This is a genomic window from Streptomyces sp. DSM 110735 (assembly GCF_016482685.1).
GTDB lineage: Bacteria > Actinomycetota > Actinomycetes > Streptomycetales > Streptomycetaceae > Streptomyces.
In genome coordinates this window covers 1-23729 of sequence record NZ_JACYHF010000035.1, presented here as the reverse complement: position 1 = coordinate 23729, position 23729 = coordinate 1, and the positions used below count along the sequence as shown (strand labels likewise).

Here is a 23729-nt window from a genome sequence, read left to right as displayed (position 1 = left end):
GTGGGTGGGTGGTGACGGCTCAGGGCCGCGGGATCTCCGGTACGGCCGGGTCGTCTCGACGGGCGGGGAGGCGGCTGATCGGGGGTGCGGGGTGTTCGGTGGCACCCGGTCGTCGTGGTGGGTGGGTGGTGACGGCTCAGGGCCGCGGGATCTCCGGTACGGCCGGGTCGTCTCGACGGGCGGGGAGGCGGCTGCTCAGGGCCCGGGGGCGTCCGCTGCTGCCGGGCTGTTTTGGTTGGGCGGGCGGGTGATTACTCAAGGGCGCGGGGCGTTCGGCGGCGCCTGACTGTCCCGGTGGGCGGGGGGTGACTGTTTGAAGCGCCGGGTGGCTGGCGGTGCTTGGTTGTCTTGGTGGGGGCTCAGGGCGTGAGGTGTCCGCTGCCGTCCGGTCGACTCGGTGGGTGGGGTGGGTGACGGCTCAAGGTGTGCGGTGTCCGGTCCGCCTCGCACGGCTCGGTGGGCGGGGTGGTGAGGTGACCGTTCGGGGCGTCGGGCGAGCGGGCGACGCAGTGAGGGGTAAGGCGTCCTGCCCCCGCTTCGCAGCCAAGCTCGGCACCATTCAGCCCGTCCGGCGTTTGAGGACGAGGTCCCTTCAGGGGCGAAGCGGGGGGCTGGGGGCGCAGCCCCCAGGAGTCGCACTGCAACACCCCGCACCCGCCAGCACCCCCCGGCACCGGACCTCGCCACCCGGCGGAGCCGTTACGCTGGGAGCGTGGCAGTCGTCGATGTATCCGAAGAGCTGAAGTCCCTCTCCTCGACCATGGAGTCGATCGAGGCCGTCCTGGACCTCGACAAGCTGAGGGCAGACATCGCCGTGCTCGAGGAGCAGGCGGCCGCGCCGTCCCTCTGGGACAACCCGGACGAGGCGCAGAAGATCACCAGCAAGCTCTCCCACCTCCAGGCGGAGGTCAGGAAGGCGGAGGCGCTGCGCGGGCGGATCGACGATCTCTCCGTGCTCTTCGAGATGGCCGAGGAGGAGGACGACCCGGACACCCTCGCCGAGGCCGAGTCCGAGCTGGTCGCGGTGAAGAAGGCGCTGGACGAGATGGAGGTCCGTACCCTCCTGTCCGGCGAGTACGACTCCCGCGAGGCGCTGGTCAACATCCGCGCCGAGGCGGGCGGCGTCGACGCCGCCGACTTCGCCGAGCAGCTCCAGCGCATGTACCTCCGCTGGGCCGAGCGCCACGGCTACAAGACCGAGATCTACGAGACGTCGTACGCCGAAGAGGCCGGCATCAAGTCGACCACCTTCGCCGTCCAGGTCCCGTACGCCTACGGCACGCTCTCCGTCGAGCAGGGCACGCACCGCCTGGTGCGCATCTCGCCGTTCGACAACCAGGGCCGCCGCCAGACGTCCTTCGCGGGCGTCGAGGTGCTCCCCGTCGTGGAGCAGACCGACCACGTCGAGATCGACGAGTCGGACCTGCGCGTCGATGTCTACCGTTCCTCGGGCCCCGGCGGTCAGGGCGTGAACACGACGGACTCCGCGGTCCGGCTGACCCACATCCCGACCGGCATCGTGGTCTCCTGCCAGAACGAGCGCTCGCAGATCCAGAACAAGGCCACGGCCATGAACGTGCTTCAGGCCAAGCTCCTCGAACGCCAGCGCCAGGAGGAGCGCGCCAAGATGGACGCCCTCAAGGGCGACGGCGGCAGCTCCTGGGGCAACCAGATGCGTTCGTACGTCCTGCACCCGTACCAGATGGTCAAGGACCTGCGCACCGAGTTCGAGGTCGGCAACCCGCAGTCCGTGCTCGACGGCGAGATCGACGGCTTCCTTGAGGCTGGAATTCGCTGGCGCAAGCAGCAGGAGAAGTAAGTTTGTCGACATGACAACTGCCGCCCTTGAGGCGGCAGTTGTTGTATGTCCGGCGTTTTACGTCACAGTTGCATCCCTCAACTCCCGGCATACGCCCACCCATCGGACATTGCGCTCGCAACGGCCTTGACGTTGCTTTGAAAAATGGGAATGGTGAATCGCGGTATGCGCATCTGTTGGGGCGCATGTGAACCGGGGGAATGAGATGACCCGGGACCGGCACGTACGTGTACGTCGGTCCCCGAGTCGTCGGCTGCCCCCGTCGAGCACGGCCAGTCCCACGCGCGGCCTCATTGACGATTCGGCTACTGGGGGTAGCAACCAATGACGAAGAAGACGCGGATACGCGTCGCGCGGATCGCCGCCGGTGCCGTGGTGGCGGCCGGGGCTTCCCTGATGATCACGGGTGTGGCGACTGCCGACCCGAATCCCGACCCGACCTGCACCATCGGCGCCGACCCGAACTGCCCCGACCCGGGCGAGGACGGCGGCACGACGGACGGCGGTACCACTGACGGCGGGACCACCGACGGTGGCACCACGGACGGTGGCACGACCGACGGCGGTTCGACGGACGGCGGCGACACCGACGGCGGCCTGATCGGCGGCATCATCGGTGGCAACGAGGGCGGCACCACCGACGGTGGTTCCACCACCACGACCGGCGGCACCGACGGCGGCTCCACGACCACCACCGGCGGCACCGACGGCGGCTCCACCACGACCACCGGCGGCACCTCCACCGCGGGCGGCGACACCGGCGGCAACACCGGTGGCGGCAACGGCGGCTCCGGCTCCACCGGTGGCAACGGCGGCGGCTCGACCGGCGGTCACTCCGGCGGCGGCAACGGCGGTTCCACCGGCGGCGGTTCCACCACGGGCGGCAACAACACGACCCCGGACGGTGGCGGCAACGACAACGTCTCCCAGGAGGCGGGCACCTCGGCGCTCACCGACACCGGTTCCGACGCGGCCCCGCAGGGCGGCGACGACAAGGAGCTGGCCGAGACCGGTGCGGGCGAGACCATGTTCCTGCTGGCCGGCGCTGCCACGATGATCGCGGGCGGCGTCGCCTTCCGCTTCCTCCCGCGTCTCGCGGGCGGCCGGGGCGGCACGGCCGCCTGAGCGGTCGTACCAGCCCCCTGACGTGACGCGAAGGGCCCGGAGCGTGATCCACACGCTCCGGGCCCTTCCGGCGTCCTGTGCGGCCCTTCGGCCGCGCGCCACAGCGCCGCCCGCTACAGCCCCGTCTGGTGCGCCAGCAGCGCCACCGCGGCGATCAGCACCGCGAGCAGCGCGATCAGCGCCACCGGGTTCAGCCCCGCGAAGAGACTCTGCTGCTGGAGCCGCTCCCGGCTGGCCCGGCACACCGGGCACCGGCCCTCGCTCACGGGCGCCGCGCAGTTCGCGCACACCAACCGGTCGTACGTCATGCGCTCGCCCTCCTCGTGCAGGCCCTCACCCCGTACAACGTCCTCTGGAACCAGAACGTTCCCCCTCCACTCTGCCAGGTTCCCCCGGAAAGAGCGCGGGCGCCCGGGAAAGCCTGCCCAGCCGCCCGTACAAAAACGCACAAGTGTCGCCCAACACGACCGGGCCCTGCGTGGGCACGCCCGGTTCGCGTATGGTCACGCTCATCTACCCCCGGCGACCCGTGGTGCATCCGTGATCCGATTCGACAGTGTCTCCAAGGTCTACCCCAAGCAGACCCGTCCGGCCCTCAGGGACGTCTCCCTGGAAGTGGAGAAGGGCGAGTTCGTCTTCCTCGTGGGGTCCTCCGGCTCCGGCAAGTCCACCTTCCTGCGGCTGCTGCTGCGCGAGGAGCGGTGCAGCCACGGCCAGGTGCACGTCCTGGGCAAGGACCTCGCCCGGCTGTCCAACTGGAAGGTGCCGCAGATGCGGCGCCAGCTCGGGACGGTCTTCCAGGACTTCCGGCTGCTGCCGAACAAGACGGTCGCGGAGAACGTGGCCTTCGCCCAGGAGGTGATCGGCAAGTCCAAGGGCGAGACCCGCAAGTCGGTGCCGCAGGTCCTCGACCTCGTCGGACTCGGCGGCAAGGAGGACCGTATGCCGGGCGAGCTGTCCGGTGGTGAGCAGCAGCGCGTCGCCATCGCGCGGGCCTTCGTCAACCGGCCCAAGCTGCTGATCGCGGACGAGCCCACGGGCAACCTCGACCCGCAGACCTCCGTCGGCATCATGAAGCTGCTCGACCGCATCAACCGGACGGGCACCACGGTGGTCATGGCGACGCACGACCAGAACATCGTGGACCAGATGCGCAAGCGCGTCATCGAGCTGGAGAAGGGGCGCCTGGTGCGCGACCAGGCCCGCGGCGTCTACGGCTACCAGCACTAAGCAAGTTCACGACGGAAAGGCTCGACCAGACGCCATGCGCGCCCAGTTCGTCCTGTCGGAGATCGGAGTCGGTCTCCGCCGCAATCTGACCATGACCTTCGCGGTCATCGTCTCCGTTGCCCTCTCCCTGGCCCTCTTCGGCGGCTCGCTGCTGATGAGCGACCAGGTGAGCACCATGAAGGGCTACTGGTACGACAAGGTCAACGTCTCGATCTTCCTGTGCAACAAGAGCGACGCGCAGTCGGACGCCAACTGCGCCAAGGGCGCGGTCACCGAGGACCAGAAGAAGCAGATCCGCTCCGACCTCGGCAAGATGACCACGCTCGTGCAGAGGGTCACCTACGAATCGCAGGACCAGGCGTACAAGCACTACAAGGAGCAGTTCGGCAACTCCCCGCTGGCCAGCTCCCTGACGCCGGACCAGATGCAGGAGTCCTTCCGGATCAAGCTCAAGGACCCGCAGAAGTACCAGGTCATCGCGACCGCGTTCAACGGGCGCGACGGCGTGCAGTCCGTGCAGGACCAGAAGGGCATCCTGGACAACCTCTTCCAGTTGCTCAACCTGATGAACCGCGCGGCGCTCGGCGTGATGGCGATGATGCTGATCGTCGCCCTGCTGCTGATCGTCAACACCGTGCGCGTCTCCGCGTTCAGCCGCCGCCGGGAGACCGGCATCATGCGGCTCGTCGGCGCCTCCGGGTTCTACATCCAGGCGCCGTTCATCATGGAGGCGGCGGTCGCGGGACTCATCGGCGGCGGTCTCGCCTGTGTGTTCCTGGTGGTCGGCCGGTACTTCACGATCGACCACGGCATGGCCCTGTCGACCAAGCTCACGCTCATCAACTTCGTCGGCTGGGACGCGGTGTTGACCAAGCTGCCGCTGATCCTGGCGACGAGTGTGCTGATGCCCGCTCTTGCCGCGTTCTTCGCGTTGCGCAAGTACCTGAAGGTGTGACACATGCCGCGAGGGGCCGTACGGGCATCCGCCCGTGCGGCCCCTCGCGTTGTCCTAGACTCACCGCCATGTCAGGCCGCGAGCTGTTCAGCCGGCCCCGCCGCAGTCGCCGCGGGGCCGCGCTGGCTCTGTTCTTCGCGGGAGTGCTCGCCGCCGGCGCGGTGACCGGCGCGCTGCCGGAGCGCGGCCAGGACCGCAAGAGCGAGGCGGCGCAGGGGAGTCGGTCCTCCGGCGCGGCGCGCCACGAGGCGGTGCGCCGCGCCGCCGCCGAGGCGATGGCCGCGGGCGAGTCCCCGACGGAGGCGGCCGAACGGGCCGTCAGCCGCAGCGGGGACCGCTGGGCGGCCGTCTACTCCTCGGGCGAGTACGCGGAGTTCCAGGAGGCGCTGGACGGCGAGTACACCGGCGTCGGGCTGTGGGCGCGGCGCGGGCGCGACGGCCGTATCGAGGTGACCCGGGTCCAGCCCGGCTCGCCCGCCGCCGGGGCGGGCATCCGCCGGGGCGACGGGCTGCGCAGCGTGGACGGACGCGCGGTGGACGGGCTCCCGGTCACCGAGGTCGTGTCCTTACTGCGCGGCGACGCCGAGGACGCTGCCGCCGGAACGCCGGTCGTGCTCGGGCTCGGGCGCGGGGAGCGCACCTGGAGCCGCACGCTGCACCGGGCGCGGCTGTCCACCGACTCCGTGACCGTGACGCGCCCGGTCCCCGGGGTCCGGGTCGTCCGGGTCGCCGCCTTCACCAAGGGCGCCGCCGACACCGTGCGCGACGCGGTGCGCCGGGCTCCCGCCGACGCCGGGATCGTGCTGGACCTGCGCGGCAACTCCGGCGGTCTGGTCACCGAGGCCGTCGCCACCGCCTCCGCCTTCCTCGACGGCGGTCTGGTCGCCACCTACGACGTCGACGGCGCCCAGCGCGCCCTGCACGCCGCCTCCGGCGGGGACACCGCCCGCCCGCTGGTCGTCCTGGTCGACGGGGGCACGATGAGCGCCGCCGAGATGCTCACCGGCGCGCTCCAGGACCGGGGCAGGGCGGTCGTGATCGGCTCCCGCACCTTCGGCAAGGGCTCGGTCCAGATGCCGACCGACCTGCCCGACGGCTCGGTGGCCGAGCTGACCGTGGGCCACTACCGCACTCCGCTGGGTCACACCGTGGACGGCCGGGGCATCACCCCGGACCTGGACGCGGGCGCGGGGGCGCTGGAACGGGCGGAGACGGTGCTCACGGGGCTCGGCGACCCGTCGTAGACCCCCGGGCCGTCGCAGACACCTGGGGCGGGCGCCGAAATGCGCTTCCCTCCCACCCCCCGTCCGGTGAGAAAATGTGGGCACTATGAGCAAGGGAATGTACGTACCGAAGGAGTCCCAGCCCAAGCAGGGCGGGGGAGCCGCGAAGGCGGCCAAGGACGGCAAGCGCAAGATGGTCGCGCAGAACAAGAAGGCGCGGCACGACTACGCGATCATCGACACCTACGAGGCCGGCATCGTCCTGACCGGCACCGAGGTGAAGTCGCTGCGCCAGGGACGGGCCTCGCTGACCGACGGCTTCGTCCAGATCGACGGAAACGAGGCATGGCTGCACAACGCCCACATCCCGGAGTACTTCCAGGGCACCTGGACCAACCACTCCGTGCGCCGCAAGCGCAAGCTGCTGCTGCACCGCGAGGAGATCGACAAGCTGGCGTCCAAGTCCCAGGAGACGGGTCACACCATCGTGCCCCTGGCGATCTACTTCAAGGACGGCCGGGCCAAGGCGGAGATCGCGCTCGCGCGCGGCAAGAAGGAGTACGACAAGCGGCAGACCCTGCGCGAGAAGCAGGACCGCCGGGAGTCGGACCGCGCCATCGCGGCGGCGAAGCGGCGCCAGCGCGGCTGAGCGGGGAATACGCTGGCGTGCTCCGCCGTTGTTCCCTTACGATGGCACCTGCACCTCACAGCGGGTGCGCCGCCTCCCTCACCGGGGGCACTTGAAAAAACAACATGGGGATGATCGGTTTCGACAGCGGATGTCGAAGCAGGGGAAGCGTGTCGAGGAAGCGGCCATGATCTCGTAAACCACAGGCCGAAAAAAATAATCGCCAACACCAAGCGCGATTCCTTCGCCCTCGCTGCCTAAGTAGCGACTTGCGAAGTGTCAGCCCGGGGCTGTTCCCGACCCGGATCCTGGCATCAGCTAGGGGACTAAACCTTGATCCCGGTCACGGGGTGAAAAGGGAAATCCAACAGTGACTGAGCCCGTCGGAGACTTGTTCGCGTGATCTCCGGGGCTGAGAAAATCGAAGCGAACTGCGCACGGAGAAGCCCTGTTTCCGCACCGGTGGACGCGGGTTCGATTCCCGCCATCTCCACGATCGGAGAGCTTCCCAGCTCTCCGCACCCCATGTGGGCAAAGGCCCCGTCGCTCGTGAGCGGCGGGGCCTTCGTCATGCCGCCGTACTGCTTCGCAGCGCCGTGTCGCGTGGTGCCGTCGCGCCGAGCCGGGTCGCCGTGTTGATCAGCAGCGCCAGAGCCGCCGCCCCGGCAGGCAGGGCGTAGGCGGTGCCCGCGCCCAGGTGTTCCACTGCCCAGCCGCCTGTCGCCGAGCCGCAGGCGATGCCGGTCAGCAGGGAGGTCACCGCCAGGCTCATGCCCTCGTTGAGGCGGTCGGGCGGGGTGTGGGTCTGGAGGAGGGTCATGGCGGTGACCATGGTGGGGGCGGTCGCCATGCCCGCCAGGAGGAGCGCCGCGGCCAGGGGCGGGAGGGCGCCGAGGGCGGCGGCGGTCAGCCAGGGGAGGGTCATCAGGACCGTCATGGCCAGCAGGCACCAGGGGAGCAGGCGGGCGGGGGAGCCGGTGGGCTTCAGGGCGCCGTAGAGCAGACCCGCCGCGCAGGAGCCCGCCGCCTGGAGCGCCAGGATCGCGCCCGCCGCCGCGCGATGGCCATGGGCGTCGGCGTAGGCGATCGTCACGACCTCCAGGGAGCCGAAGATCGCGCCGGTGGCCAGGAAGGTCGCGAGCAGGGGCGGGACGCCCCGGGTGCGGACGGGGGACGGTGCCGTGGAGCGGGGGCTCGGCGGGGGTTCCGTCGCACGCTGGGCGGTGAACAGGAGCATGCCGGTCAGCAACAGGACCGCGCCGATGAGCGTGCCCGCCTCCGGGAAGAACGTGCCGGTCAGGAAGGACGCCAGGACCGGGCCCAGCATGAAGCACAGCTCGTCGGCGGCCTGCTCGAAGGAGTTCGCGGTGTGCAGGGCGTCGGGGTCCTCGCGCAGGAGGTGGGCCCAGCGGGCGCGGGAGAGACCGCCGATGTTGGGGGTGGCGGCGGTCGCGGCGTAGGCGGCGAACAGGGTCCAGGCGGGGGCGTCGAAGCGCACGCACAGCAGCAGGGCGAGGCTGCCCGCCACCGCCGTGAGCGTCGCGGGCACGGCGACCCGCGCCTGTCCGTAGCGGTCGGTCAGCCGCGCCGTCCAGGGACCGGCGAGACCCGTCGCCGCGAGTCCGGTCGCGGTGACGGCTCCGGCGAGCGCGTACGAGCCCCGCGCCCCGGCGATCATCACGACCGCGCTCACGCCGAACATCCCCATCGGCAGCCGCGCGACGAGATTGCCGAGGGTGAAGGCAGCGGTTCCGGGGATCCTGAAGAGACTGCGGTTACTGGTCAGTTGGGGCATGACATGCACGTTCGCCCGGCGCCCCGGTCCGCGTCCAACACCTTTCCCCGGTCCAATTCACGCACCCGCGTTGTAAGTTCGCGCTCGTGTCCGCACCCTTCGTCTCCGTAGACCCCCGGCTGCTCCGCGCCTTCCTCGCCGTCGCCGAGGAGCTGCACTTCACCCGCGCCGCCGCCCGGCTCTATGTCGCACAGCAGGCGCTGAGCCGTGATGTGCGGCGCCTTGAAAGGGAGTTGGGAGCCGAGCTGTTCGTCAGGACGACCCGGCAGGTGACGCTCACCGCCGACGGCGAACGGCTGCTTCCGCTGGCCCGCCGGATGCTCGACGCGCAGGAGGAACTGCTCGCCGCGTTCGGGCAGGTGCGCCCGCTGCTCGTCGACCTCAACTCCGAGGGGCTTGGCACCACACGCCGGGTGCTGATGCGGGCGCGGGAGCTGGCGCCCGCCCACGAGCTGACGGCGCGGTACGAGAGCGGGCTCACCAAGGCGGCCGACGACCTGCTCGCCGGGCGGCTCGACGCCTCCTTCGGGCGCTTCGCGGGACTCGCCCCCGCCGTCCGCGCCCGCCTCGCCCACCAGCCGGTGCGCTACGAGCCGATGGCCGTCTTCCTGCCCGAGGGCCATCCGCTGGCCACGCTGGACGCGGTGCCGGTGCGCGCGCTGGCGGGTGCGACGGTGTACGCCGGCGCGGGCAATCCGGGGACCCGGGAGTGGACCGGTCTCGCGCGTCAGCTTTTCGAGCGATACGGCATCCTTCCGGCTTCACCCGTTCCGATGGCTGTGGGGCGTGAGGAATTCGCCCGGGTCATGACCAGAACGCGTGTTCCTGTCCTTTCGGTGGTGGATTTTTCGGCCATGCCGGGCGCCGTGCTGCGACCGCTTGTCGATCCTGTCCCGCTTTCACCCGTCTCGCTGGTGTGGCGGAAGAGCCTGGTCCATCCGGGGTTGGACGCGCTTCGCGCGGCAGCCGCCAAGATCTCGCGCGCGGAGGGCTGGCTCAAGAAGCCCACCGAGGGATGGATTCCGGCCACCGATGAAGATGTGATGAACGGCCACATCTGACGCTTCATGACCCCGAAACCTTCACATGCGCTACATTCGGGGCCCGAGCACAATGTGATAAAGGGGGCGCACGGACCTGGTGGGGGCCTGGTTCGTGGCGTGACGCTCGGGGTCGTAGCGCCCCCCGAACGGTTCCGTGGGGGATGTGCACGCGTGAAACAGTGGCGAGAAGACGCCCAACCGGTATGGCCCGATGTCGCATCCGCGACTCCGGAGCCGCCGGTGACCGAGGGCAGCGGGACGCAGGCGTTCCCGGAGAGCGGAACGGTCGCCGAGACCGGCACGCTCCGCCGGGGCAGCGCCGAGCCCGGCCGGGGCGGCTGGCCCGTCGTACGAGGCGGTGCGCTCACCCGGAGCGGCACCGCGACCGTGAGCGGCACGGGCTCCGCGATACCCCGGGGCGGACGGGCCGCCCCGACCGGCGCCGAGGAGACGGCAATCGTCCCGCGCCCGCGCAACGCCCGCGCCGCCTCCGACTTCCGGCGCACGACGGCCCCCGACGCCGAGCCGACGACCGTCCTGCCGACGACGACGCCGGACACCGACCGCACCGCCGTACTGCCGCAGGCGCCGGGCGCCGAGGACCGCACCACCGTGCTGCCCACCGCGTCCGCCACCGAGGGCACCGCCTCCGCCGTCGAGCGGACCGCCATCCTGCCCCAGCCGACCGGCACGTCCCGGTCCACCGCGCGGACGGGCGAAGCGGCTCCCGGCTGGCCCGTCGTCCGGGACACCGCGCGGTCCGCCGCGCCCCGTGACCCCTGGGACGCCCGCGCCGCCGCCACGCCCACCGCCCCCGAGGCGGGGGAGACCGGCAGGGCGGCGGACCCCGCGCACGATCCGCACGAGGTCACCGTCCAGCTCGACTCCGTGAAGGGCGAGGGGGAGGCGCGCCCGGACGGTCCCGTCTTCGTGGACGAGTCCGGGCGTCGGGGGCGTACCGTCCGGCGGATCGGGCTCGCGGTCGCCGTCGCCTGCGCGGGGTACGCCGTCGTCATCGTCGCCACCCTGCTGTCCGGCAGCTCGGACGCGCCCTGGCTGCCGGTGCCGGACACCGAGGACAAGCCTGCCGGGCGGGTGCACACCTCGCCCGTGCCCACCGTGTCCACCGCGCCGACGGCGGCGGACGCCGGGGGAGCGACCGGTCCCGCCGAGCCGCTGCCCACCGCCGTCTCCGCCGTGCCCGGCGCCTCGGGCGCGCCGTCCGCCCCCGCCGCCGGGACCAGCGGACCGCCCGCCTCGCCGAGCACCAGCCCGACCGCGCGGACGTCCGGCACGCCCCGGGTCTCCAGCCCGCCCGGCAAGCCCACGCCCACCGGTTCGCCCACGACCGGCGCGTCCCCGACCTCCTCCGCCCCGGACGGCTCCCCGAGCCCGGCGCCCAGCGGCTCCCCGGCGGGCGGTGGCGGCGCCGAGCCGCACGGTCCGGCCGCCCCGGCCGCCGCCCTCGGTCCCCGGCCCACGGGAACCACCCTCTGATGTCCTCGCGCTCCCGCCGCCGCACCGACCACCCAGCCCGCACCGACCGCAACGGACGCACCGACCGCAAGGGACGCACCGACCGCAAGTCCCGCGCCGAGCGCCGCCGCTTCCCGCTGCGTTACGCGCTCTCGTTCCTGCTGCTGCTCGCCACCCTGGCGATGCTCATCCTGCACGGCTATGTGCACAACGAGATCCTCGCCGACTTCCGCGTGCGCCCCGAAGCCCCGACCGACCAGGTGCCGCAGAAGATCCTCGACGGCGGCCCGGTCATCGACACCCGGGGCGGCGGCACCGACAGCCTCCGGGTGCCCAAACACCGGATCGTCCTCACCTTCGACGACGGTCCCGACCCGACCTGGACCCCGAAGGTCCTCGACATCCTCAAGAAGCACCACGCCCACGCGACCTTCTTCGTCACCGGCACGATGACCTCGCGCTACCCGGAGCTGGTCAAGCGCATGGTGGACGAGGGGCACGAGGTCGGGCTGCACACCTTCAACCACCCGGACCTCTCCTACCACTCCAGGAGCCGCGCCGACTGGGAGCTGTCCCAGGGGCAGTTGGCGCTCGCCGGGGCGGCGGGCATCCGCAGCTCGCTGTTCCGGCCGCCGTACTCCTCCTTCGCCTCCGCCATGGACGACCGGTCCTGGCCGGTGACGAAGTACATCGGCAGCCGGGGCTATCTCACCGTCCTCAACGACCGCGACAGCGAGGACTGGCGCAAGCCGGGCGTCGACGCGATCGTGCGCGGAGCCACCCCCGAGGGCGGCAAGGGCGCCGTCGTCCTGATGCACGACTCCGGCGGCGACCGCAGCGAGACCGTCGCCGCCCTCGACCGCTATCTGCCCGAACTCCAGGGCAAGGGCTACCGGTTCCAGACCCTCACCGAAGCACTGGACGCGCCGAGCGCGGACACCCCGGTCACCGGGGCGGCACTGTGGAAGGGGCGCGCCTGGATCGCGCTGATCAAGGCGGCCGACAGCGCGACCGACGTGCTGGTGGCGGGTCTCGCGGTCGTCGGTGTGCTGGTCATCGGGCGGTTCGGGCTGATGCTGCTGCTCTCCGCCGCGCACGCCCGCCGCACCCGCCGCCGCGGTTTCCGCTGGGGTCCGGAGCCCGTGACGCGACCCGTCTCGGTGCTGGTCCCCGCCTACAACGAGGCCAAGTGCATCGAGAGCACGGTGCGTTCGCTGACCGAGAGCGACCACCCCGTGGAGATCATCGTCATCGACGACGGCTCCACCGACGGCACCGCCCGCATCGTCGAGGGGCTCGCGCTGCCCGGCGTCCGCGTCGTGCGCCAGCTCAACGCGGGCAAGCCCGCCGCCCTCAACCGGGGTCTGGCCAACGCCAGTCACGACCTGATCGTGATGATGGACGGCGACACGGTCTTCGAGCCGTCCACCGTCCGCGAACTGGTCCAGCCCTTCGCCGACCACCGCGTCGGCGCCGTCGCGGGCAACGCCAAGGTCGGCAACAAGGACACCCTCATCGGCGCCTGGCAGCACATCGAGTACGTGATGGGCTTCAACCTCGACCGCCGGATGTACGACGTGCTGCGCTGTATGCCGACCATCCCCGGCGCCGTCGGCGCCTTCCGCCGCTCCGCCCTGGAACGCGTCGGCGGCATGAGCGACGACACCCTCGCCGAGGACACCGACGTCACCATGGCGCTGCACCGCGACGGCTGGCGCGTCGTCTACGCCGAGAAGGCGCGCGCCTGGACCGAGGCGCCCGAATCCGTCCAGCAGTTGTGGTCCCAGCGCTACCGCTGGTCCTACGGCACCATGCAGGCCATCTGGAAACACCGCCGCGCCGTCGTGGAGCGCGGTCCCTCCGGGCGGTTCGGCCGCATCGGACTGCCGCTGGTGTCCCTGTTCATGGTGCTCGCCCCGCTCCTGGCCCCGCTGATCGACATCTTCCTCGTCTACGGCCTGGTCTTCGGCCCGACGGGACGCACGATCGGGTCCTGGTTCGCGATTCTCGCCATCCAGGCGGCCTGCGCGGCGTACGCCTTCTTCCTCGACCGGGAACGGCTCACTCCGTTGATCTCACTTCCGCTCCAGCAGATCCTCTACCGCCAGCTCATGTACGTCGTCCTGCTCCAGTCCTGGATCACCGCCCTGACCGGCGGACGCCTGCGCTGGCAGAAGCTGCGCCGCAAGGGCGGGGTCGGCGTCCCGCAGCCCGACGCCCTCGCCACGGCCGACGGGAGGGCGTCCCGATGACCACCAGCCCCCAGGGACCGGCCCGCCACGCCCGCCGCCCGGAGCCGACCACCGCGACCACTGCGGCGGCAGCGACCACCCCGCCGGTCCCAGGTTCGTCCACGCCCCCGGTCGGCACCGCCGTCGCCGAGGTCCCGCCCGCGCCGCCCGCCGCCTTAACCGGCGCGGACGCGCCCCGAAAGCCCGTCCGTGACCGCTACTTCGACCTGCTGCGGGCCGTCGCCCTGTTCCGGGTCGTCTTCTACCACCTGATGGGCTGGTCCTGGCTGCCCGTCGTCTTCCCCTCCATGGGCGTGATGTTCGCCCTCGCGGGCAGCCTCATGGCCCGCTCGCTCAAGCGCCCGCCGCTCGACGTCGTCCGCGGCAGGCTCCGCCGTCTGCTGCCGCCCCTGTGGCTGCTCGGCGCCATCGGCGTGAGCGGCATGATGCTCCAGGGCTGGCGCCCGGACGCCGACGGCCACCCCGGCTGGTGGTGGCTGCACCTCGGGTACTGGATCCTGCCGCTGAGCGACCCGCCGTACGCCGACGGACTGCGCGGGGTGCACGGCGTGCTCGGTCCCGACTGGGGCGGCGAACTCGCCGGACCCCTCTGGTACCTGCGCGCCTACCTCTGGTTCGTCCTGCTCTCGCCCCTGCTGCTGCGCGCGCTGCGCAGGCTGCCCTGGGCGACGATCCTCATGCCCGTCGCGCTCGCCGCCGTCCTGGAGTTCGGGCACCCCGCCCTCCCCGGCGACCGCTTCCCCTCCGCCCTCACCGACTTCAGCACCTTCGGCGCCTGCTGGATCCTCGGCATGGCCCATCAGCAGGGCGTGCTGCGCCGCATCCCGCGCTACGTCGTCCCCTCCGTCGCCCCGGCCATCGCCGCCGTGGGTCTCTGGTACGCGCTCGGCCACGGCTTCCGGCAGGGCCACGACCTCGACGACATCCCCTTCGCCCAGACCCTGTGGTCCTTCGCCACCGTGCTGCTCCTGCTGCACCTGAGCCCGTCCTGGCCGGTCTGGCCACGGCTGCTGCGCCCCTTCGACCGGCTGATCACCCTGCTCAACTCCCGCGCGGTGACGATCTATCTGTGGCACAACATCTGCATCCTGATCGCCTCCACCCTGTGGGACCAGCTCTGGCGCTTCGAGACGCTGGAGCTGCACTTCACCTGGCTCCTGGAGAGCTCCTGGCCGGAGCTGGCGGTCACCTGGGTCCTGGTCGCCCTGTGCGTGCTCGCCTTCGGCTGGGTGGAGGACCTGGCGGCGAGGAGACGACCACGGCTGTGGCCCGACGGGCGGGTACGGCACGGGGGCGGGACGCACGGGCGGTCCGCGAAGACCGGTACGAGGGGTTCCGGCCGGGCGCCGGGACAGGCACTGTGAGAGGCAGCGACGCAACGGTTCCTGCCCAGGCGGTGACGGTCACATGGCACGGGATACGGCCACGACCCCGTACGAACTGCGCTTCGACGCCGGGCGCTGCTGCCTGGACCTCCTGGCGACCGCGCACCCCGGTGAACACCTCGACGCCGTAGCGCCGTTGTGCGCCTGGATCACGGGTGCCGGGCTCGTCCCGCCCGGCACCCCGCTCGGTCACGCCGACCCCGGCTGGCCACCGCGCTTCCGCGAACTGCGCTCCCATATAGGGACGTTGATACGCGAAGGCGGCGGTTCCGACCCCCGTCCCCACGACCGCGCCCTCGCCCGCCTCAACGAGCTGGCGGGAGCCGCGCCACCGGCACCCCGCGCGGTGCGCGAAGAGAACGGCTCTCTCGTCAGGGAGTTGGCCGGGGCGCCCGGGTGTGCCGCGCTGCTCGCCGTCGTCGCGCGGGACGCGGTGGAGCTGCTCACCGACCCGGTGGCCCGCGCGGCCGTGCGCGAATGCGCCGGGGACGACTGCCCGATCGTCTACCTGGACACCTCCCGGGGCAGGCGCCGCCGCTGGTGCTCCAGCGAGACCTGCGGCAACCGCGAACGCGTCGCCCGGCACCGCAGACGCGCCGCGCTCGCCCGATCCTGAGTGTCCGGTAAGGGAGTTGTGCCGGGACGCTCCCGAACCCGCCTGCCTGTGAGTTCGGTTACACCGCGTTTGCCTCTGGCCAAGCACGGGCAGCTCGGGCGATCTTGACGACGTGTCGGAAATGTAAAGAACGAGCGGGGAGAATGTGCGCGCATGTCCCGCTCGTCACGTCACCCACGGGAAAACCGCCAACTCCCCTTGAACATTCCGGTCCTGTGCCGCGTACGTGTGGGCGAGCGACCGACGGGGAGAAGCCCCGGACACCGGAGGTGGGCGTGCGCAAGGATGCGGCCGTGGCCAATGAAAGTGGATCGAGGGCCCGACATCGCATGTCCTCGCAGCCCTCGGAACCCGATGAGGAGCTGATGCGTGCTCTGTACCGCGAGCACGCCGGACCCCTCCTTGCGTATGTCCTCAGACTGGTCGCCGGAGACCGGCAACGAGCCGAGGACGTGGTGCAGGAAACACTCATCCGTGCCTGGAAGAACGCCGGTCAGCTCAATCGGGCGACCGGTTCGGTACGCCCCTGGCTGGTGACGGTCGCCCGGCGCATCGTCATCGACGGCCACCGCAGCCGGCAGGCCCGGCCGCAGGAGGTCGATCCGTCGCCGCTGGAGGTCATCCCCGCGGAGGACGAGATCGACAAGGCGCTGTGGCTGATGACGCTGACGGACGCGCTCGACGACCTGACCCCGGCCCACCGGGAGGTCCTCGTCGAGACCTACTTCAAGGGGCGTACCGTCAACGAGGCGGCCCAGACCCTGGGGATACCCAGCGGTACGGTCCGCTCCCGGGTCTTCTATGCCCTGCGGTCGATGAAGCTGGCGCTGGAGGAGCGGGGGGTGACGGCGTGATGAGTGTGTACGGGGGATTCGGAGCGAGCGGTACGGGTATGTCTGGCCCCATGCAGGGATCTCCGGTGCCGAACGAGCACGAGACCGTCGGCGCCTACGCCCTCGGGATCCTGGACGACACCGAGGCGACGGCTTTCGAGACCCACCTCGCGGGCTGCGAGTGGTGCGCCCAGCAACTGGACGAACTCGCCGGGATGGAGCCGATGCTGGCCGCGCTTGCGGACCTGCCCGGCACCGGCAGCACCCCCGCCATCGGGGAGTCGCTGTCCGCCCGGCCGAGCCCGCGCATCGTCGAGCGCATGGTCGACGAGGTCGCCGAGCGCCGCGCCCGCAAGCGCCGCAAGAGCTTCTACATGATCGCCGCCGCGGCGGCGCTCATCGTGGCGGCGCCCGTCGGCGTCATGGCCGTGTCGAACTCGGGCACCACCCAGACCGCGACCCCGCTCGCGGCGACCGCCAAGGACCACTTCGCCCAGTTGTCCCACAAGGTCTCCGGCACCGACTCCGGCACCGGCGTCTCCGCCACCATCGCGATGGCGGGCAAGGACTGGGGCACGGACACGGTCATGGAACTCAAGGGCGTCAAGGGTCCGCTCACCTGCTCCCTGATCGCCGTCGGCACCAACGGCGAGCGGCAGACGCTCGGCACCTGGACCGTCGGCAAATGGGGGTACGGCAACCCGGACGCCAAGACCGAGCAGGCCCGCAGTCCGCTGTACATCGGCGGCGGCACCGCGCTCAAGCCCGGCGACATCGACCACTTCGTCGTGTCCACCCTGGACGGCAAGGAACTGGTCCAGGTGAAGGCGTAACCGACCCGCCACGTAGCCCTGACGGGCCCTCTTCGCGTACGGTTGACGGCTGCCCAGCACGTCAGAAGGGGGCCCGGTGGCCGCTCAGGTTCAGCAGTCCGCGGTCGGCTCGGTACACGACGCACAGGATTCCGCACGTGACCGAGAGATCAGCGTCGAACAGGAACACCTGGACCGGGTGTACCGGCGGCTCGAGGAGAAGATCCACGAGGCCGAGTTCCTCATGCACGACGCGTCCCAGCGCGGCCAGGTGGGCACACCCGGCGCGCTGGCCGAGCGGGACGCACAGGTCTTCCGCGCGGGCATCCATCTGAACCGGCTGAACAACGAGTTCGAGGACTTCCTGTTCGGCCGGATCGATCTGCTTCGGGGCAAGGACGGCAAGAAGGGTCCCGACGGCGCCTACACCGCCGTCGAACCCGCCGAGGGCGCGGTCCGCGACGACAACACCGCCGACATCGCCGAGACCCTGCACATCGGGCGCATCGGCGTGCTCGACGAGGACTACTCCCCGCTCGTCATCGACTGGCGGGCGCCCGCCGCCGCGCCGTTCTACCGCTCCACCCCGGTCGACCCCGGCCGGGTCGTACGCCGCCGGGTCATCCGCTCCCGCCAGCGCCGCGTCCTCGGCGTCGAGGACGACCTCATGCGCCCCGAGCTGAAGGCGAGCCTGGACGGCCGTGAGCTGGCGGTCATCGGCGACGGCGCCCTCATGGCGGCTCTCGGTCAGGCGCGCGGGCACACCATGCGGGACATCGTCTCCTCCATCCAGGCCGAACAGGACCTGGTCATCCGCGCCCCCGCCAACTCCGTCACCTACGTCGAGGGCGGACCCGGCACCGGCAAGACCGCCGTCGCCCTGCACCGCGCCGCCTATCTGCTCTACCAGGACCGCAGACGCTACGCGGGCGGCATCCTCATCGTCTCGCCCACCCCGCTGCTCGTCGCCTACACCGAGGGCGTGCTGCCCTCGCTCGGCGAGGAGGGCCAGGTCGCCATCCGCGCCCTCGGCTCCCTGGTCGACGGCGTCGAGGCCACCCTCCACGACACCCCCGCCGTCGCCCGCGCCAAGGGCTCCTACCGGATGCTCAAGGTGCTGAGGAAGGCAGCGCGCGGCGCCCTCGAACTCGGCACCCCCGGCAGCACCCCGCCCGACCGGCTCCGCGTGGTCGCCTTCGGCCGCCGCCTCGAACTGGAGGCCGGGGAACTGGAGCACGTCCGCCGCACCGCGCTCAGCGGCACCGCACCGGTCAACCTGCTCCGCCCGCGCGCCCGCAAACTCCTCCTGGACGCCCTGTGGGCCAAGTCCGGCGCCGCGGGACGGCACACCGACCCCGAGCTGGCCGCCGAACTGCGCGCCTCCTTCGACGACGACGTGGCCGACGAGGACTCCTTCCTCGCCTTCCTGGACGCCTGGTGGCCCGAGCTGACCCCCAAGGGCGTCCTCACCGCCATGGCCGACGAGCGGCGCCTGAGCCGCTGGTCGCGCCGCGTGTTCAACCCCGGCGAGGTCCGCAAGGTCGCCCGCTCGCTCAAGCGCGACGGCTATTCCGTGCACGACATCGCCCTCCTGGACGAACTCCAGGCGATCCTCGGCGTCCCCGCCCGCCCCCGCAGGAAGCGCGAACTGGACCCCCTGGCGCACCTCACCGGCCTGGAGGAGCTGATGCCGACGCGTGAGGAGACCCAGCGCGAGCGCGCCGAGCGGCTCGCCCAGGAGCGCACCGAGTACGCCCACGTCATCGTGGACGAGGCACAGGACCTCACCCCCATGCAGTGGCGCATGGTCGGGCGCCGCGGCCGGCACGCCACCTGGACGGTCGTCGGCGACCCCGCCCAGTCCTCCTGGTCCGACCCCGACGAGGCGGCCGAGGCCCGCGACGAGGCGCTCGGCTCCCGCCCCCGCCGCCGCTTCGAGCTGACCGTCAACTACCGCAACCCCTCCGAGATCGCGGAACTCGCCTCCAAGGTCCTCGCCCTCGCCATGCCCGGCGCCGAACCCCCCTCCGCCGTACGCTCCACCGGCGTCGAACCCCGCTTCCGCGTCGTGGACGAGACCCTCGGCGCCACCGTCCGCGAGGAGGCGGCACGCCTCCTGGGGCTGGTCGACGGCACGGTCGGCGTCGTCGTCGCCATGAACCGCCGCGAGGAGGCCCGCCGCTGGCTGGCCGGGCTCGGCGACCGCGTCGTGGCCCTCGGCAGCCTGGAGGCCAAGGGTCTGGAGTACGACGCGACCGTCGTCGTCTCCCCGGCCGAGATCGCGGACGAGTCCCCGGCGGGTCTGCGCGTGCTCTACGTCGCGCTCACCCGCGCCACCCAGCAGCTCACCGTGGTCTCCGGCGAGCGGGACGTACCGGACGCGACCGGAGTGCCGGACCTGCTGCGCGACTGATCCCGCTCCGCCGCGCGGCACCGGTTCCGACCCGCCGCGCGGCTGAATCCGGCGAGCCGCGCGCACACGGGAATGCCCCCCGGCACCTGTTTGTTAGCCTTGTCGTGACACCGGCTCGATCCAAGCCCCCGGGCCCAACCTTCGTCGCTACGAGCGACCACTTGCCGCGAGGCGAGCATGGCGGGTCGGTGTCATGAAAGTGAGCGAGAGGCCCACGTCCCTGTGACGTGGGCCTCTTGTCTTGGAGAACACAATGTCCGCAACCGGGGGCGACTACCACGTACCCGCCGGTAGGTGCGACGATCGGACGGCACAACACGCGACACGGTGAAAGCAGAGGAAGTCGGCCATGGCAACGGCGCCCAGCGTCTCCTACTCGATGACCATCCGGTTGGAGGTGCCCGCGAGCGGAACGGCCGTATCGCAGCTCACCACCGCCGTGGAGTCCTCCGGAGGCTCGGTCACCGGCCTCGACGTCACCGCCTCCGGGCACGAGAAGCTCCGGATCGACGTCACCATCGCCGCCAGCTCCACCGCGCACGCCGAGCAGATCGTCGAGCAGCTCCGCACCATCGAGGGCGTCACCCTCGGCAAGGTCTCGGACCGTACGTTCCTGATGCACCTCGGCGGCAAGATCGAGATGCAGTCCAAGCACCCCATCCGCAACCGTGACGACCTCTCCATGGTCTACACGCCCGGTGTGGCCCGCGTCTGCATGGCCATCGCGGCGAACCCCGAGGACGCCCGCCGCCTCACCATCAAGCGCAACTCGGTTGCGGTCGTGACGGACGGCTCCGCCGTGCTCGGACTCGGCAACATCGGTCCCAAGGCGGCGCTGCCGGTCATGGAGGGCAAGGCGGCGCTGTTCAAGCGCTTCGCGGGCATCGACGCCTGGCCGATCTGCCTGGACACCCAGGACACCGACGCCATCGTCGAGATCGTCAAGGCCATCGCCCCCGGCTTCGCGGGCATCAACCTGGAGGACATCTCCGCGCCCCGCTGCTTCGAGATCGAGGCCCGGCTGCGCGAGGCGCTGGACATCCCCGTCTTCCACGACGACCAGCACGGCACCGCCATCGTCGTCCTCGCCGCGCTCACCAACGCGCTGCGCGCCACCGGGCGCTCCATGGAGAACATCCGGGTCGTCATGTCCGGCGCGGGCGCGGCCGGTACGGCGATCCTCAAGCTGCTGCTCGCCGCCGGGGTGAAGAACGCGGTCGTCGCCGACATCAACGGCGTCGTGCACGCGGGCCGCGAGGACCTGGTGGACGCCCCGGCGGGCTCCGCGCTGCGCTGGATCGCGGACAACACCAACCCCGAGGGTCTGACCGGCACCCTGAAGGAGGCCGTGCGCGGCGCGGACGTCTTCATCGGCGTCTCCGCCCCGAACGTCCTGGACGGCGACGACGTGGCCGCCATGGCGGACGGCGCGATCGTGTTCGCGCTCGCGAACCCCGACCCCGAGGTGGACCCGGCCGTCGCCCGCCAGACGGCAGCCGTCGTCGCCACCGGGCGCTCGGACTTCCCGAACCAGATCAACAACGTGCTGGTCTTCCCGGGCGTCTTCCGCGGTCTCCTTGACGCGCAGTCCCGGACCGTCAACACGGAGATGATGCTCGCCGCCGCGCAGGCGCTGGCGAACGTCGTCACCGAGGACGAGCTGAACCCCAACTACATCGTGCCCAGCGTCTTCAACGACAAGGTCGCGGGCGCGGTCGCCGGAGCGGTGCGCGAGGCGGCCAAGGCCGCCGGGGCGGCGTCGCCCTCCGCGTCGTAGCCGCAGGTACCGTAGGGTGCGGGGGTTGTGATGATCGACACGGCCCTCGCACGGCGAGTCGTGGGAAGTCCTTTGCCCGGCGCCCTCTAGGGTGACGGCCGGGCAGGCGTGTCCGCGTGACTCCCCAGGGTGCTCTCCTGACTCCTGCGGGTGCCGGATTGGCTTTCCCGCCGCAGGTAGGGGCAGGATGCGTCCCTGGGCGCGAGCGCATCGGCATCGATCTCACCTCACGCCTCAATGGCAAGAAGAACACGGGAGTACAAACATGAACCGCAGTGAGCTGGTGGCCGCGCTGGCCGACCGCGCCGAGGTGACCCGCAAGGACGCCGACGCCGTGCTGGCCGCGTTCGCCGAGGTCGTCGGCGACATCGTCTCCAAGGGCGACGAGAAGGTCACCATCCCCGGCTTCCTGACCTTCGAGCGCACCCACCGTGCCGCTCGCACCGCGCGCAACCCGCAGACCGGTGAGCCCATCAACATCCCGGCCGGCTTCAGCGTGAAGGTCTCGGCGGGCTCGAAGCTCAAGGAAGCCGCCAAGGGCAAGTAAGCGCTCCGCTTGGGGCACCGGGCAACTGAGCGCCGTCGTGACCTGCGAGCCGCCGGTGGCTGGTCGCGCAGTTCCCCGCGCCCCTTACGGGGCACGTCCCAGTGGCCGTAGTCAGAATGGGCGGTCCCCCTGTCACCAGGGGGGCCGCCCATTCTGCGTGCTGAAGGCTCTTAGCTGAGCGCCTTGCCCGGGAGTTCGACCTTCGCTCCCAGCTCGACGAGCTTGTCCATGAAGTTCTCGTAGCCGCGGTTGATCAGGTCGATGCCGTGGACGCGGGACGTGCCCTCGGCGGCGAGCGCCGCGATGAGGTACGAGAAGCCGCCGCGCAGGTCGGGGATGACCAGGTCGGCGCCCTGGAGCTTGGTGGGTCCGGAGACGACCGCCGAGTGCAGGAAGTTGCGCGCGCCGAAGCGGCAGTTCGAGCCGCCCAGGCACTCGCGGTAGAGCTGGATGTGCGCGCCCATCTGGTTGAGCGCGGAGGTGAAGCCGAGGCGGGACTCGTAGACCGTCTCGTGGATGATCGACAGACCCGTGGCCTGGGTCAGCGCCACCACCAGCGGCTGCTGCCAGTCGGTCTGGAAACCGGGGTGGACGTCCGTCTCCAGCGCGATGGACTTGAGCTGGCCGCCCGGGTGCCAGAAGCGGATGCCCTCGTCGTCGATCTCGAACGCGCCGCCGACCTTGCGGTAGGTGTTCAGGAACGTCATCATCGAGCGCTGCTGGGCGCCGCGCACGTAGATGTTGCCGCGCGTCGCGAGCGCCGCCGAGGCCCAGGACGCGGCCTCCAGGCGGTCCGGGAGGGCGCGGTGGGTGTAGCCGCCGAGCTTGTCCACACCGGTGATGCGGATGGTGCGGTCGGTGTCCATCGCGATGATCGCGCCCATCTTCTGCAGTACGCAGATGAGGTCCTCGATCTCGGGCTCGACGGCCGCGTTGGACAGCTCGGTGACGCCCTCGGCCAGCACGGCCGTCAGCAGGACCTGCTCGGTGGCGCCCACGGAGGGGTACGGCAGGTCGATCTTCGTACCGCGCAGGCGCTGCGGCGCCTCCAGGTACTGGCCGTCCGCGCGCTTCTCGATGGTCGCGCCGAACTGGCGGAGCACGTCGAAGTGGAAGTCGATCGGCCGGCCGCCGATGTCGCAGCCGCCCAGGCCCGGGATGAAGGCGTGGCCGAGGCGGTGCAGCAGGGGGCCGCAGAAGAGGATCGGGATGCGGCTGGAACCGGCGTGGGCGTCGATGTCGGCGACGTTCGCGCTCTCGACGTAGGTCGGGTCGAGCACCAGTTCGCCGGGCTCGTCGCCCGGGCGGACCGTCACGCCGTGCAACTGGAGCAGGCCGCGGACGACCCGTACGTCACGGATGTCCGGGACGTTGCGCAGGCGGCTCGGCTCGCTGCCCAGCAGGGCGGCGACCATGGCCTTCGGCACGAGGTTCTTCGCACCGCGGACACGGATCTCGCCCTCCAGCGGGGTTCCGCCGTGGACAAGCAGGACATCGTCGTTGACGGTCATGTATCTCGCGTTCCGATGAGTGTCGGGCAGGGGTCGGCCGATCACTTTGCGCAGGGGCCGGAGAGACAGGGTAATCGCCGATCACCCTGTCTCCGTAAGCCCGAGCCCGCTACCGCCGTGTCACAACACGAACGGTTTCCTGGTGGGCACGGGGGGTTACCGGGGTGGTGGGGCGGGGGCGGCTGGGCGCCGGGGGCGGATGAGGGAGGCTCGGCCCGGTGGCCCGGTGGCCCGGTGGCCCGGTGGCCCGGTGGCCCGGTGGCCCGGTGGCCCGGTGGCCCGGTGGCCC

The 23729-nt window shown here is 71.3% G+C and carries 19 protein-coding genes and 1 other RNA gene; 17 read left to right on the top strand and 3 right to left on the bottom strand.

Features of this window, described 5'->3' with window-relative positions; genetic code table 11:
• The first annotated feature begins 712 nt into the window (after window positions 1-712).
• Together prfB and IF655_RS30370 are read left to right on the top strand one after the other, a co-directional pair.
• On the top strand, window positions 713-1819 hold the full coding sequence (prfB, locus tag IF655_RS30375; RefSeq protein WP_199588379.1) for a peptide chain release factor 2: 1107 nt from the start codon (window positions 713-715) through the stop codon (window positions 1817-1819).
• A gap of 324 nt (window positions 1820-2143) precedes the next feature.
• The gene (locus tag IF655_RS30370) at window positions 2144-2944 is read left to right on the top strand and encodes a hypothetical protein (RefSeq protein WP_199588377.1); all 801 of its coding nucleotides are present in this window, start codon (window positions 2144-2146) and stop codon (window positions 2942-2944) included.
• Window positions 2945-3057: 113 nt separating this feature from the next.
• Here IF655_RS30370 and IF655_RS30365 read toward each other — a convergent pair whose 3' ends face one another.
• On the bottom strand, window positions 3058-3252 hold the full coding sequence (locus IF655_RS30365) for a hypothetical protein (RefSeq protein WP_199588376.1): 195 nt from the start codon (window positions 3250-3252) through the stop codon (window positions 3058-3060).
• Window positions 3253-3484: 232 nt separating this feature from the next.
• Between IF655_RS30365 and ftsE the strand changes: the two genes are divergently transcribed.
• The 5 genes from ftsE (at window position 3485) to ssrA (ending at window position 7476) form a co-directional block, all read left to right on the top strand.
• Window positions 3485-4174: a cell division ATP-binding protein FtsE gene (ftsE, locus tag IF655_RS30360; protein WP_199588375.1), complete on the top strand. Its 690-nt coding sequence runs from the start codon at window positions 3485-3487 to the stop codon at window positions 4172-4174.
• Between the two features lie 34 nt (window positions 4175-4208).
• The gene (gene ftsX, locus IF655_RS30355; protein ID WP_199588374.1) at window positions 4209-5129 is read left to right on the top strand and encodes a permease-like cell division protein FtsX; all 921 of its coding nucleotides are present in this window, start codon (window positions 4209-4211) and stop codon (window positions 5127-5129) included.
• Between the two features lie 68 nt (window positions 5130-5197).
• The gene (locus IF655_RS30350; protein ID WP_199588373.1) at window positions 5198-6373 is read left to right on the top strand and encodes a S41 family peptidase; all 1176 of its coding nucleotides are present in this window, start codon (window positions 5198-5200) and stop codon (window positions 6371-6373) included.
• An 85-nt stretch (window positions 6374-6458) separates the two neighbouring features.
• Window positions 6459-7001: an SsrA-binding protein SmpB gene (gene smpB / locus IF655_RS30345; protein WP_199588372.1), complete on the top strand. Its 543-nt coding sequence runs from the start codon at window positions 6459-6461 to the stop codon at window positions 6999-7001.
• A gap of 106 nt (window positions 7002-7107) precedes the next feature.
• Window positions 7108-7476: a transfer-messenger RNA gene (ssrA, locus tag IF655_RS30340) on the top strand.
• 72 nt (window positions 7477-7548) lie between these two features.
• Here ssrA and IF655_RS30335 read toward each other — a convergent pair.
• Entirely contained in the window at window positions 7549-8775 is a 1227-nt protein-coding gene (locus tag IF655_RS30335; RefSeq protein WP_199588371.1) for an MFS transporter, read from the bottom strand.
• A gap of 86 nt (window positions 8776-8861) precedes the next feature.
• Here IF655_RS30335 and IF655_RS30330 point away from each other — a divergent pair, with 86 nt between their 5' ends.
• The 10 genes from IF655_RS30330 to IF655_RS30285 all read left to right on the top strand — a co-directional run bounded on the left by IF655_RS30330 (window position 8862) and on the right by IF655_RS30285 (window position 21929).
• Window positions 8862-9836 carry a LysR family transcriptional regulator gene (locus IF655_RS30330; protein ID WP_199588370.1) on the top strand — a complete coding sequence of 325 codons (975 nt, stop codon included), beginning with the start codon at window positions 8862-8864 and terminating at the stop codon, window positions 9834-9836.
• Window positions 9837-10058: 222 nt separating this feature from the next.
• Window positions 10059-11315, top strand: a complete 1257-nt coding sequence (locus IF655_RS31595) for a hypothetical protein (protein ID WP_199588368.1) — start codon at window positions 10059-10061, stop codon at window positions 11313-11315.
• A complete protein-coding gene (locus tag IF655_RS30320; RefSeq protein WP_374100473.1) occupies window positions 11315-13546 on the top strand; it encodes a glycosyltransferase in 2232 nt (743 codons plus the stop codon). The genes IF655_RS31595 and IF655_RS30320 overlap by 1 nt, the downstream gene beginning before the upstream one ends.
• Window positions 13543-14910 (top strand): acyltransferase family protein, encoded by a 1368-nt coding sequence (locus IF655_RS30315; RefSeq protein ID WP_199588366.1) that lies wholly within the window; start codon window positions 13543-13545, stop codon window positions 14908-14910. Before IF655_RS30320 ends, IF655_RS30315 begins: the two co-directional genes overlap by 4 nt.
• A 43-nt stretch (window positions 14911-14953) precedes the next feature.
• On the top strand, window positions 14954-15547 hold the full coding sequence (locus IF655_RS30310) for an ABATE domain-containing protein (RefSeq protein ID WP_199588364.1): 594 nt from the start codon (window positions 14954-14956) through the stop codon (window positions 15545-15547).
• Between the two features lie 269 nt (window positions 15548-15816).
• Window positions 15817-16401, top strand: a complete 585-nt coding sequence (locus IF655_RS30305; RefSeq protein ID WP_026249241.1) for a sigma-70 family RNA polymerase sigma factor — start codon at window positions 15817-15819, stop codon at window positions 16399-16401.
• Window positions 16402-16439: 38 nt separating this feature from the next.
• Window positions 16440-17213 (top strand): anti-sigma factor, encoded by a 774-nt coding sequence (locus IF655_RS30300; protein WP_277952730.1) that lies wholly within the window; start codon window positions 16440-16442, stop codon window positions 17211-17213.
• Window positions 17214-17289: 76 nt separating this feature from the next.
• Window positions 17290-19605 carry a UvrD-helicase domain-containing protein gene (locus IF655_RS30295; RefSeq protein WP_199588361.1) on the top strand — a complete coding sequence of 772 codons (2316 nt, stop codon included), beginning with the start codon at window positions 17290-17292 and terminating at the stop codon, window positions 19603-19605.
• Window positions 19606-19954: 349 nt separating this feature from the next.
• A complete protein-coding gene (locus tag IF655_RS30290) occupies window positions 19955-21382 on the top strand; it encodes an NAD-dependent malic enzyme (RefSeq protein ID WP_199588360.1) in 1428 nt (475 codons plus the stop codon).
• A gap of 265 nt (window positions 21383-21647) precedes the next feature.
• Window positions 21648-21929: an HU family DNA-binding protein gene (locus tag IF655_RS30285; RefSeq protein ID WP_018549700.1), complete on the top strand. Its 282-nt coding sequence runs from the start codon at window positions 21648-21650 to the stop codon at window positions 21927-21929.
• A gap of 170 nt (window positions 21930-22099) precedes the next feature.
• On the opposite strand, the gene murA is transcribed toward IF655_RS30285, so the two are convergent.
• Window positions 22100-23440, bottom strand: a complete 1341-nt coding sequence (gene murA / locus IF655_RS30280) for a UDP-N-acetylglucosamine 1-carboxyvinyltransferase (protein WP_199588359.1) — start codon at window positions 23438-23440, stop codon at window positions 22100-22102.
• Window positions 23441-23729: the final 289 nt, after the last annotated feature.